Here is an 11320-nt window from a genome sequence, read left to right on the forward strand (position 1 = left end):
GCCCCGTCGGCACCGCCACGGGCGTCGTCCCGAGCCTCCCGAGACGCGTCCCGAGAAGCTCGGGTGGCGGTCACCAGCGGGGGTGGACGCTCTCCCGGAAGTAGGCGTCGTAGATCCTGCGGACGCCGGCGTCGATCTCGCGGCCGAGGTCCCCGGTGTCCGCCGCGGAGGCGTTGCCGCGGACCTGCTCCACGCTGCGCGCCCCGGGGATCACGGTGCTGACACCCTCCTGGGCGATGATCCACGCGATCGCGGCCTGCGCGGTGGTCACACCCTCCGGGAGCAGTCCGGCGAACTCGCGCACGGCCTCGAGGCCGCGCTCGAAGTCCACCCCGGAGAACGTCTCCCCGACGTCGAAGGCGTCGCCGCCGCGGTTGAAGCTGCGGTGGTCGTCCGCCGCGAAGCGGGTGTCCTTCGTGTACTTCCCGGACAGCAGTCCGGAGGCCAGCGGCACCCGGGCGATGATCCCCACCCCGGCCTCCTTCGCGGCCGGCAGGACGGCGTCCAGCGGCTTGAGCCGGAAGGCGTTGAGGATGATCTGGACGGTCGCGGTGCTGCCGCGGGCGATGGCCGCGAGCGCCTCGTCGGTGCGCTCCACGCTGACGCCGTAGTGGCGCACGGCGCCCTCCTCGACCAGGGTGTCCAGCGCGTCGTAGACCTCCTGGTCGCTGTAGACCGGCGTGGGCGGGCAGTGCAGCTGGACCAGGTCCAGGGTGTCGGTGCCCAGGTTGCGCCGTGAGCGGTCCACCCACTGCCGGAAGTTCGCAAGGGTGTAGTTCTCCGGGACCTGGTCCGCGCGGCGGCCCATCTTCGTGGCCACGGTGACGTCCAGACCGGGGTGCTCGCGCAGGAACGCGCCGATGGTCTGCTCGCTGCGGCCGTCGCCGTAGACGTCGGCGGTGTCGAAGAACGTCACCCCGGACTCCACGGCCGCCTCCAGCACGGCGGTGGCCTCGGCCGGGTCGACGTTCCCCCAGTCCGCGCCCAGCTGCCACGTGCCCAGGCCCACGGTGGAGACCTTCCGTCCGGTCCTGCCGAGTGTGCGTTGTTCCATGCGTCGTATCTCGTTCCGCGATCGGTGGCTGGTCGCCCGGGGGTCCCGGGGGACGGCGTCCCGTGGATCCCGGGGCACCGGGGACCACCATGCGGGGTGACGTGTCCACCGCGCAAGCGTCCGGGCCGGAGCCGGACCTGCCCGGCGGCCGCCGCGGTGGGTGCGGCCGTCGCCGTGCAGTACCGTTCTGGCCATGACCGTCGAGGATGGTGCGCGCTCCGCACGGCCTCCGCGCGCCCCCAACATCCGGGACGTGGCCCGCGCCGCCGGGGTCTCCCACCAGACGGTCTCCCGGGTGATCAACGGGCACCCGGCGCTGCGGGACTCGACCCGCCAGCGGGTGCTGCAGGCCATGGAGGAGCTGCGCTTCCGGCCGAACCGGGCGGCCCGCGCCCTGGTCACGAGCGAGTCCCGGACCATCGGCGCCCTGGTCTCCTCGGGCGCGGAGTACGGCCCGTCGGCCAGCCTCCGGGCGGTCGAGACGGCGGCCGACGAGGCGGGCTACGTCGTGGACACCGTCCACGTCGACCACGCGGACCGTGCCTCCATCGAGGCCGCGCTGGACCGGTTGGTCGGCCACGCGGTGGAGGGGCTGGTGATCCTCGCGCCGCAGTCGCGCACGCTCGAGGTGATCGAGCAGCTGTCCATCCGGATCCCCTTCGTCACGGTGCACTCCCTGCACAGCGAGGACCACCGGATGTCGGTCGACCAGATGGCCGGCGCCCGGCTGGCCACCCGCCACCTCCTGGAGCGGGGGCACCGGCGCGTGCTCCACGTCCCCGGCCCCGAGGGCTGGGTCGAGACGGACGCCCGCCGCCAGGGCTACCGCGAGGAGATGGCCGCCTGGGGCCTCGAGCCCGGCGTGGTGCCCGCGGGGGAGTGGACGGCGGACTCCGGCTACCGCGCGGGGCTCGAGCTGCGCGGCAGCCGGGGGTTCACCGCGGTCGTCTGCGGCAACGACCACATCGCGCTCGGCCTCGTCCACGCCTTCGCCGAGGCCGGGCTGGACGTGCCGGGCGACGTCAGCGTGGTGGGCTTCGACGACGTCCCCGAGGCCGCCCACTTCCTGCCGCCGCTGACCACGGTGCGCCAGGACTTCCCCGAGCTGGGCCGGCGGTGCATGGCCCTCCTGCTCGCGGAGCTCCGAGGGGAGGCGGCGGCCCGTCCGGGGGACGTGGAGCCGGTCCTGGTGGTGCGCGGCTCCACCGCGCCACCCCTGCGGCGCGTCGACCGGGACTGACAGGCCGCATCGGCTAACGTTACCGAAATGTTACCCAGTGATGTGGGCCACACGTGGCCCCACTGGGATACGTTGGCCCGAACATCCAGATGTGACCGTTCACATTCCGGTGCGGGAAGCCAGAGCCTCCCCCCGGAAGCGTGCGGCTCGAACGACAACGAGGTCCTCCGTGAGCCAGAGCAGCCCAGATCCCACGTACGTCATCGGCGTCGACTACGGCACCCTCTCGGGGCGCGCCGTGGTCGTGCGGGTGCACGACGGCGCCGAGCTGGGCTCGGCGGTGCACGAGTACCGGCACGGCGTGATGGACACCGTGCTCGCCGCCACGGGAGAGCCGCTGCCGCCCGAGTGGGCGCTCCAGGTGCCCGCCGACTACGTCGAGGTGCTCCGGCAGGCCGTGCCCGCCGCGGTCCGCGCCGCCGGGATCGACCCGCGCTCCGTGGTGGGGGTGGGCACCGACTTCACCGCGTGCACCATGGTCCCCGTCCGGGCCGACGGCACGCCCCTCAACGAGCTCCCCGGCCTGGCGGGCCGCCCGCACGCCTACGTGAAGCTGTGGCGCCACCACGCCGCGCAGGGCCAGGCCGACCGCATCAACGAGCTCGCGGCCCGCCGCGGGGAGCGCTGGCTGGCCCGCTACGGCGGTCTCATCTCGAGCGAGTGGGAGTTCGCCAAGGGGCTGCAGCTGCTCGAGGAGGACCCCGAGCTGTACCACCTGATGGACCACTGGGTGGAGGCCGCCGACTGGATCGTGTGGCAGCTGACGGGAACCTACGTGCGCAACGCCTGCTCCGCCGGGTACAAGGGCATCCTGCAGGACGGCGCGTACCCCGACCGCGGGTTCCTGGGCTCCCTCAACCCCGAGTTCGCCGGCTTCGCGGAGGAGAAGGTCGACCACCCGATCGGAACCCTCGGCGCCGCGGCGGGCACGCTCAGCGCGCAGGCCGCGGAGTGGACGGGCCTGCCCGCCGGGATCGCCGTGGCGGTGGGCAACGTCGACGCGCACGTGAGCGCTCCCGCCGCCCGGGCCACCGAGCCGGGCCAGATGGTGGCGATCATGGGCACCTCCACCTGCCACGTCATGAGCTCCGACACCCTGCGCGAGGTCCCGGGGATGTGCGGCGTGGTGGACGGCGGGGTCATCGACGGCCTCTACGGCTACGAGGCCGGTCAGTCCGGGGTGGGCGACATCTTCGGCTGGTTCACGGCCCACTTCGTGCCGGGGCAGCTCCAGGAGGAGGCCGACCGGCGCGGGCTCAGCGTGCACGAGCTGCTGACCGAGCAGGCGAGCCGGGAACCGGTGGGCGCCCACGGGCTGCTGGCCCTGGACTGGCAGTCCGGCAACCGGTCCGTGCTCGTGGACCACGAGCTCTCCGGACTGCTCGTGGGACTCACCCTCGCCACCCGCCCCCACGAGGTGTACCGCGCGCTGCTGGAGGCCACCGCGTTCGGGACCCGCACGATCGTCGAGGCCTTCGCCGCGTCCGGGATCCCCGTCACCGAGTTCGTCGCGGCCGGCGGGCTGATCAAGAACTCGTTCCTCATGCAGATCTATTCGGACGTGCTCGGCATGCCGATCTCCGTGATCGGCAGCGACCAGGGACCGGCCCTGGGCTCCGCGATCCACGCGGCCGTGGCCGCCGGCGCCTACCCGGACGTCCGGGCGGCGGCGGAGGCGATGGGCCGGCTCGAGCGCGCCGCCTACACCCCGGACCCCGCGCGCACCGAGGCCTACTCCGTCCTCTTCGAGGAGTACACCGCCCTGCACGACCACTTCGGCCGCGGCGGCAGCGACGTCATGCGCCGGCTCAAGGCGCTGCGGCGCACCGCCCGCTCCACCCAGGAGGTCCCCGCATGAGCACCCTGACACCCGAGATCGAGGAGCGCGTCGCCCGCGTCCGCCGCGAGGTCGCGGACCTGCACGCCGAGCTGGTGCGCTACGGGCTCGTGGTCTGGACGGCCGGCAACGTGTCCGGGCGGGTGCCGGGCACCGACCTGTTCGTGATCAAGCCCAGCGGCGTGAGCTACGACGAGCTCGGCCCGGACAACCAGATCCTGTGCGACCTGGACGGCCGGCCGGTCCCCGGCACCCCCGGTGCGGAGCGCTCGCCCTCCAGCGACACCGCCGCCCACGCCTACGTCTACCGGCACATGCCGGAGGTCGGGGGAGTGGTGCACACCCACTCGCCCTACGCCACCGCCTGGGCGGCCCGCGGCGAGGCGATCCCCTGCGTCCTGACCGCCATGGCGGACGAGTTCGGCGGGGAGATCCCCGTGGGGCCCTTCGCGATCATCGGCGACGACTCGATCGGGCGCGGCATCGTGGAGACCCTCGCCGGCCACCGCTCCCGCGCGGTCCTCATGCTCAACCACGGTCCCTTCACCGTCGGCAAGGACGCCCGGGACGCCGTCAAGGCCGCTGCCATGCTCGAGGACGTCGCCCGCACCGTGCACCTCTCCCGTCAGCTGGGCGAGCCGCTGCCCATCGAGTCCGTGCACGTCGACTCCCTGTTCGACCGCTACCAGAACGTCTACGGCCAGCAGCCCGCCGCCGTCCCCACGACCCCAGGAGCAGACTCCCGTGAGCCCTCTACCCACCGCGCTTGACCACTACGAGGTCTGGTTCCTCACCGGCAGCCAGGACCTCTACGGCGAGGACACGCTGCGCCAGGTGGCCGAGCAGTCCCGTGAGATCGTCCGGATGCTCGAGGCGGCCGGTCTGCCCGTCCGGGTGGTCTGGAAGCCCACGCTGAAGGACGCGGGCGCGATCCGCCGCACGGCCCTCGAGCTCAACGCCGCGGACGGCGTGATCGGCGCGATCGCCTGGATGCACACCTTCAGCCCGGCCAAGATGTGGATCACCGGCCTCGACGCGCTGCGCAAGCCGCTGCTCCACCTGCACACCCAGATCAACGTCGAGCTGCCGTGGGGCGAGATCGACTTCGACTTCATGAACCTCAACCAGGCCGCGCACGGCGACCGGGAGTTCGGCTACATCCAGACCCGGCTCGACGTCCCGCGCAAGACCGTGGTGGGCCACGTCTCCTCCCCCGACGTCACCGCGCAGGTGGCCTCCTGGCAGCGGGCGTGCGCCGGCCGCGCGGCCGTCCAGGGGCTCAGGGTGGCCCGGTTCGGCGACAACATGCGCAACGTCGCCGTGACCGAGGGGGACAAGACGGAGGCCGAGCTGCAGTTCGGGGTCTCCGTCAACACCTGGGGCGTCAACGACCTCGTGGCCGTGGTGGACGCCCAGTCCGAGGAGCGCGTGGACGAGCTCGTCGCCGAGTACGAGGAGGTCTACGACGTGGCCCCCGAGCTCCGGCGCGGCGGTGCCCGGCACGAGTCCCTGCGCTGCGGCGCGCGCCAGGAGCTCGGGCTGCTCGAGTTCCTGGAGGAGGGCGGCTTCGGCGCGTTCACCACGAACTTCGAGGACCTCGGCGGGCTGCGTCAGCTCCCGGGCCTCGCCGTGCAGCGGCTCATGGCCCGCGGCTACGGGTTCGGCGCGGAGGGCGACTGGAAGACGGCGCTGCTCGTGCGGGCCGCCAAGGTGATGGGCGCCGGGCTGCCCGGCGGCGCGTCCCTGATGGAGGACTACACCTACCACCTGGTCCCGGGCGAGGAGAAGATCCTCGGCGCCCACATGCTCGAGATCTGCCCGACCCTCACCACGGCGCGGCCGTCCCTCGAGGTGCACCCCCTGGGCATCGGCGGGCGGGAGGACCCCGTGCGCCTCGTCTTCGACACCGACACCGGACCCGGCGTGGTGGTGGCGATGTCCGACATGCGGGACCGCTTCCGGCTGACCGCCAACACCGTGGACGTCGTGCCCCCGGACGCCCCGCTCCCGAACCTGCCGGTGGCCCGGGCCGTCTGGCGGCCGCACCCCGATCTCGCGACCTCCGCGGCGGCCTGGCTCACCGCCGGAGCCGCGCACCACACGGTGCTCACCACCGCGGTGGGCGCCGACGTGATCCGCGACTTCGCCGACATGACCCGCACCGAGCTGCTCGTCATCGACGGGTCCACCACCCTGCGGGAGTTCCAGCGCGAGGTGCGGTGGAACGCGGCGTACTACCGGCTGGCCCAGAAGCTCTGACCCTGCACACCACGAACACCACGAACACTACGAGCACCCGGGCAGAGCCGCCCGGCCCGACGAAAGGCACGACCATGACGCTGAAGAAGACCCTCACCGGCGCGACCGCCCTGACCCTCGCCCTCGGCCTCAGCGCCTGCGGCGGCAGCCGCGGCGCCGGCGCGGACGAGGGCTCCAACGAGGGCGCCCGGATCGGGGTGGCGATGCCCACCCAGCAGTCCGAGCGCTGGATCGCGGACGGCGAGAACGTCAAGGCGGAGCTCGAGGAGCTCGGCTACGAGGTGGACCTCCAGTACGCCAACGACGACATCCCCACCCAGATCTCCCAGATCGAGAACATGATCAACGGCGGGGCGGAGGCTCTCGTGATCGCCTCGATCGACGGCACCACGCTGACCAGCGTGCTGGAGACCGCGGAGACCCAGGACATCCCCGTGATCGCCTACGACCGCCTGATCAACGAGTCCGACACCGTGGACTACTACACGACCTTCGACAACTACGAGGTGGGCGTGCAGCAGGGCACGTCGCTGCTCACCGGGCTCGGGGTGCTCGACGAGAACGGCGAGCCCACCGGTGCGGAGGGGCCGTTCAACGTGGAGCTCTTCGCCGGCAGCCCCGACGACAACAACGCCACCTTCTTCTGGAACGGCGCGATGGACACGCTCCAGCCCTACCTGGACGACGGCACGCTCAACGTCCCCAGCGGCCAGACGGAGTTCGAGCAGGCCGCGATCCTGCGCTGGCTGCCGGACACCGCCCAGGACCGGATGGAGGACCTCATCACGGTGGGCGGCGGCGACCAGCTCGACGGCGTGCTCTCCCCCTACGACGGCCTCTCGATCGGCATCATCTCCGCGCTGCGCTCCGGCGGCTACTCCAAGGACGAGCTGCCCGTCGTGACCGGGCAGGACGCCGAGGTCGGCTCGGTCAAGTCCATCATCAACGACGAGCAGTACTCCACGATCTTCAAGGACGTGCGGGACCTCGGTGAGCGCGCCGTGATCATGGTCGACTCCCTGATGCAGGGCGAGGAGCCCGAGGTCAACGACACGGAGACCTACGACAACGGCGCGAAGGTCGTGCCCGCCTACCTGCTCGAGTCGCAGATCGTCACCAAGGACAACTACGAGGAGGTCCTCGTGGACAGCGGCTACTACGAGGCGTCCGAGCTCGAGTGAGCGCGACCGGCCGGGCGGCCCGACGCCGTCCGGCCGGTCCCGTTCCACCACCCACCACCCAGCCCGAGACGAGGAGGCCCGCATGAGCGAGCACGTTCTGGAGATGCGCCGGATCAGCAAGTCCTTTCCCGGCGTGAAGGCGCTGCAGGACGTCAACCTGGCCGTCGCCCGCGGCGAGGTCCACGCGATCTGCGGGGAGAACGGCGCCGGCAAGTCCACCCTCATGAAGGTGCTGTCGGGCGTGTACCCGCACGGCACCTACGAGGGCGACATCGTCCTGGAGGGCGGAACGGTCTCCTTCCGGGACATCAAGGACAGCGAGCGCAGCGGCGTCGTGATCATCCACCAGGAGCTGGCGCTGTCCCCCTTCCTGTCCGTGGCCGAGAACATCTTCCTCGGCAACGAACGCGCCACCGGCGGGTTCATCGACTGGAACGAGACCAACGCCAGGGCGGTCGAGCTGCTCCGGCGCGTGGGCCTCGACGTGAATCCCGAGGTCCGCGCCATGGACATCGGCGTGGGCAAGCAGCAGCTGGTCGAGATCGCGAAGGCGCTCTCCAAGGACGTGAAGCTGCTGATCCTCGACGAGCCCACCGCGGCGCTCAACGACGAGGACTCCGCGCACCTGCTGGGCCTCGTCCGCGGACTGCGCCAGGACGGGATCACCTGCATCATCATCAGCCACAAGCTCAACGAGATCCGGGCGATCGCCGACTCCGTGACCATCCTGCGCGACGGCCAGACCATCGAGACCCTCAGCCTGCACGACGGGTCGGTCACCGAGGACCGGATCATCAAGGGCATGGTGGGCCGCGAGCTCAAGAGCCGGTACCCGGAGCGGGTGCCCGAGATCGGCGCGGAGGTGCTCCGCGTGGAGGACTGGACCGTGCACCACCCGCAGGAGCACGCGCGGGTGGTCGTGGACAACGCGCACCTGAACGTGCGTGCGGGCGAGATCGTCGGGATCGCCGGGCTGATGGGCGCCGGCCGGACCGAGCTGGCCATGAGCATCTTCGGGCGCAGCTACGGGGCCAACATCACCGGCCGGATGTACAAGAACGGCGAGGAGATCACGGCGCGGACCGTCAGCGAGGCGATCCGGCACGGCATCGCCTACGCCACCGAGGACCGCAAGCGCTACGGGCTCAACCTGATCGACGACATCAAGCGGAACATCTCCTCGGCGGCCCTGGGCAAGCTCACGTCCGCGGGCTGGGTGAACGGCGGGCGCGAGACGCTGGTGGCGCAGGAGTACCGCCGCAGCATGAACATCAAGGCGCCCTCGGTGGCGTCGATCACCGGGAAGCTCTCCGGCGGCAACCAGCAGAAGGTCGTCCTGTCCAAGTGGATGTTCGCCGATCCCGACGTGCTCATCCTCGACGAGCCGACCCGAGGCATCGACGTGGGCGCGAAGTACGAGATCTACACGATCATCAACGAGCTGGCCGCACAGGGGAAGGCGGTGCTGGTCATCTCCTCCGAGCTGCCGGAGCTGCTGGGGATCTGCGACCGGATCTACACGCTCGCCGAGGGCCGGATCACCGCCGAGGTCCCCATCGCCGAGGCCACCCCCGAACGACTCATGCAGCACATGACCAAGGAAAAGGACTGACCCATGGTTTCCACCCTCGTCGACGAGGACCGGGCCCTCGACAGCAGGAGCCCCAAGAAGACCTCCACCGTGTCCGACGCCGGCCGGTTCCTCACGAGCAGGCTCCGCCAGATCGGCATCTTCCTGGCGCTGCTGGTGATCGTGACGCTGTTCCAGGTCCTGACCGGCGGCGCGCTGCTCCAGCCGGACAACGTGTACAACATCATCGTCCAGAACAGCTACATCCTGCTGCTGGCGATCGGCATGGTCATGATCATCGTGGCCGGGCACATCGACCTCTCGGTCGGCTCGGTGGCCGCGTTCGTGGGCGCCATGTCCGGGATCATGATCCGGGACTGGAGCCTGCCGTGGTGGGTGGCCCTCGTGGCCTCCCTCGCGGTCGGCGCGCTCGTGGGGGCCTGGCAGGGCTTCTGGGTGGCCTACATCGGCATCCCCGCGTTCATCGTGACCCTCGCGGGCATGCTCGTCTTCCGCGGTCTGACGCAGATCGTGCTCGAGAACCAGCGGATCACCGGGTTCCCGCCGGAGTACCGCCAGCTCGGCGGCGGCTCCCTGTTCCCGGGGTTGTTCCCGCCCGAGACCAACATCCTGGACTGGACGACCGTGGGCCTCGGTCTGCTCGCCACCGCCCTGTTCGTCGTGAGCCAGCTCCGGGGCCGGGCCAACCGCGCGAAGCTCGACCTCGAGGACGAGCCGCGGGCCTGGTTCCTCACGCGGCTGGCCTTCGGCGTCGTCGTCGTCCTGGGCCTGACCTACGTGCTGGCCAGCTCCCGCGGCGGCACCCCGATCGTGCTGGTCGTGCTCGGCGTGCTCGTGGTCGCCTACAGCGCGGTGATGAACCGGACCGTCTTCGGCCGGCACGTCTACGCCCGCGGCGGCAACCTGCAGGCGGCGCAGCTCTCGGGCGTCAACACCAAGCGGGTGGACTTCCTGCTGTTCGTCAACATGGGCGTGCTGGCCGCCCTGGCGGGCCTCGTCTTCACCGGCCGCCTGAACTCCGCCGGACCCGGCGCGGGCAACCTGTTCGAGCTGGACGCGATCGCCGCGGCGTTCATCGGCGGCGCCGCCGTGACCGGTGGCGTGGGCACGATCATCGGGGCCATCACGGGCGGTCTGATCATGGGCGTGCTCAACAACGGCATGTCGCTCATGGGCGTGGGGATCGACTTCCAGCAGTTCATCAAGGGTCTCGTGCTGCTGCTGGCGGTCGGGTTCGACGTGTTCAACAAGCGCCGCGCCTCGAACGCCCTGAAATGACGGCGGCCGCGTTCGGGAGGCTGCCCGGGGGTCGGGAGGTCACCGTCCACACCCTCTCGGCCCCGGGCGGGCTGATCCTGCGGGTCCTGGACCTCGGCGCCACCGTCCAGGCCCTGCACGTCCCCAACAGCACCGGGGCCACCACCAACCTCGCCCTGGGCCACCCGGACGCCACCGGCTACACGGCACCCCCGGAAGCCTTCCTGGGCGCGGTCGTGGGCCGCTACGCCAACCGCATCGCCGGGGCCGGCTTCCCCCTCGACGACGTGCTCGTGGAACTGGCCGCCAACGAGGGCGGAAACACCCTGCACGGAGGCCCCGAGGGCTTCCACCGCAGACTCTGGCGGACGGTGGCCGCCGCCCCGGACCGGCTGACCCTGGAGCTGATCAGCCCGCACGGGGACCAGGGCTTCCCCGGAGAGCTCACCGTCACCGCCACCTACCGGGTGCGCGGCCACACCGTGACCCTGGACCTGGACGCCCGCACCGACGCCCCCACCGTGGCCTCACTGGCCAGCCACCTCTACCTCAACCTCGCCGGCGAAGGCGCCGGCACGATCGAGGACCACCGGCTCACCGTCACCGCCGACTCCTACCTCCCGGTGGACGACCACGGGCTCCCCACCGGGGCCCTGACCCCCGTGGCCGGCACCCCGCTGGACCTCACCACCCCGGCCCGCCTCGGGGACCGGATGCGCGCGGAGCACCCGGACATCACCGCGGTGGGCGGCATCGACCACTCCTTCCACCTGCGCGGGGCCGGCCTGCGCCGGGCCGCGCGCCTGGAGCACCCGGCGAGCGGGCGGTCCGTGGAGCTGTTCACCGACCAGCCGGCCCTGCAGGTCTACACCGGCAACGCCCTGGACGGCACCATCACCGG

The 11320-nt window shown here is 71.6% G+C and carries 9 protein-coding genes; 8 read left to right on the plus strand and 1 reads right to left on the minus strand.

The genetic code is table 11. From position 1 onward, the window contains the following. Positions 1 to 70 precede the first annotated feature (70 nt). Positions 71 to 1054: an aldo/keto reductase gene (locus ACH9D3_RS12425; RefSeq protein WP_396411172.1), complete on the minus strand. Its 984-nt coding sequence runs from the start codon at positions 1052 to 1054 to the stop codon at positions 71 to 73. Positions 1055 to 1247: 193 nt separating this feature from the next. Here ACH9D3_RS12425 and ACH9D3_RS12430 point away from each other — a divergent pair, with 193 nt between their 5' ends. From ACH9D3_RS12430 to ACH9D3_RS12465, 8 genes are all read left to right on the plus strand, one after another. After that, entirely contained in the window at positions 1248 to 2294 is a 1047-nt protein-coding gene (locus ACH9D3_RS12430) for a substrate-binding domain-containing protein (protein WP_396411173.1), read from the plus strand. Between the two features lie 169 nt (positions 2295 to 2463). Next, a complete protein-coding gene (gene araB, locus ACH9D3_RS12435; protein ID WP_396411174.1) occupies positions 2464 to 4152 on the plus strand; it encodes a ribulokinase in 1689 nt (562 codons plus the stop codon). Further along, positions 4149 to 4901 carry an L-ribulose-5-phosphate 4-epimerase gene (locus ACH9D3_RS12440; protein ID WP_396411175.1) on the plus strand — a complete coding sequence of 251 codons (753 nt, stop codon included), beginning with the start codon at positions 4149 to 4151 and terminating at the stop codon, positions 4899 to 4901. Before araB ends, ACH9D3_RS12440 begins: the two co-directional genes overlap by 4 nt. Continuing rightward, positions 4876 to 6390, plus strand: a complete 1515-nt coding sequence (gene araA, locus ACH9D3_RS12445; RefSeq protein WP_396399239.1) for an L-arabinose isomerase — start codon at positions 4876 to 4878, stop codon at positions 6388 to 6390. The genes ACH9D3_RS12440 and araA overlap by 26 nt, the downstream gene beginning before the upstream one ends. A 74-nt stretch (positions 6391 to 6464) precedes the next feature. Beyond that, a complete protein-coding gene (gene chvE / locus ACH9D3_RS12450; protein WP_396411176.1) occupies positions 6465 to 7571 on the plus strand; it encodes a multiple monosaccharide ABC transporter substrate-binding protein in 1107 nt (368 codons plus the stop codon). 82 nt (positions 7572 to 7653) lie between these two features. Then, positions 7654 to 9183, plus strand: coding sequence for a multiple monosaccharide ABC transporter ATP-binding protein (gene mmsA, locus ACH9D3_RS12455; RefSeq protein ID WP_396399237.1), 1530 nt, complete (start codon positions 7654 to 7656; stop codon positions 9181 to 9183). A 3-nt stretch (positions 9184 to 9186) separates the two neighbouring features. Continuing rightward, a complete protein-coding gene (gene mmsB, locus ACH9D3_RS12460) occupies positions 9187 to 10440 on the plus strand; it encodes a multiple monosaccharide ABC transporter permease (RefSeq protein ID WP_396399236.1) in 1254 nt (417 codons plus the stop codon). Next, positions 10437 to 11320 (plus strand): aldose epimerase family protein (locus tag ACH9D3_RS12465; protein ID WP_396411177.1); only part of this gene is annotated, 884 nt, incomplete at its 3' end. The genes mmsB and ACH9D3_RS12465, both read left to right, overlap by 4 nt.

It is taken from the genome of Kocuria kalidii (assembly GCF_044462225.1).
Classification (GTDB): domain Bacteria; phylum Actinomycetota; class Actinomycetes; order Actinomycetales; family Micrococcaceae; genus Kocuria; species Kocuria kalidii.

Coding starts and splice junctions, on each gene's coding strand:
- ACH9D3_RS12425 (WP_396411172.1), bottom strand. CDS start 1,054: ATGGAACAACGCACACTCGGCAGGACCGGACGGAAGGTCTCCACCGTG.
- ACH9D3_RS12430 (WP_396411173.1), top strand. CDS start 1,248: ATGACCGTCGAGGATGGTGCGCGCTCCGCACGGCCTCCGCGCGCCCCC.
- ACH9D3_RS12440 (WP_396411175.1), top strand. CDS start 4,149: ATGAGCACCCTGACACCCGAGATCGAGGAGCGCGTCGCCCGCGTCCGC.
- chvE (WP_396411176.1), top strand. CDS start 6,465: ATGACGCTGAAGAAGACCCTCACCGGCGCGACCGCCCTGACCCTCGCC.
- mmsA (WP_396399237.1), top strand. CDS start 7,654: ATGAGCGAGCACGTTCTGGAGATGCGCCGGATCAGCAAGTCCTTTCCC.
- mmsB (WP_396399236.1), top strand. CDS start 9,187: ATGGTTTCCACCCTCGTCGACGAGGACCGGGCCCTCGACAGCAGGAGC.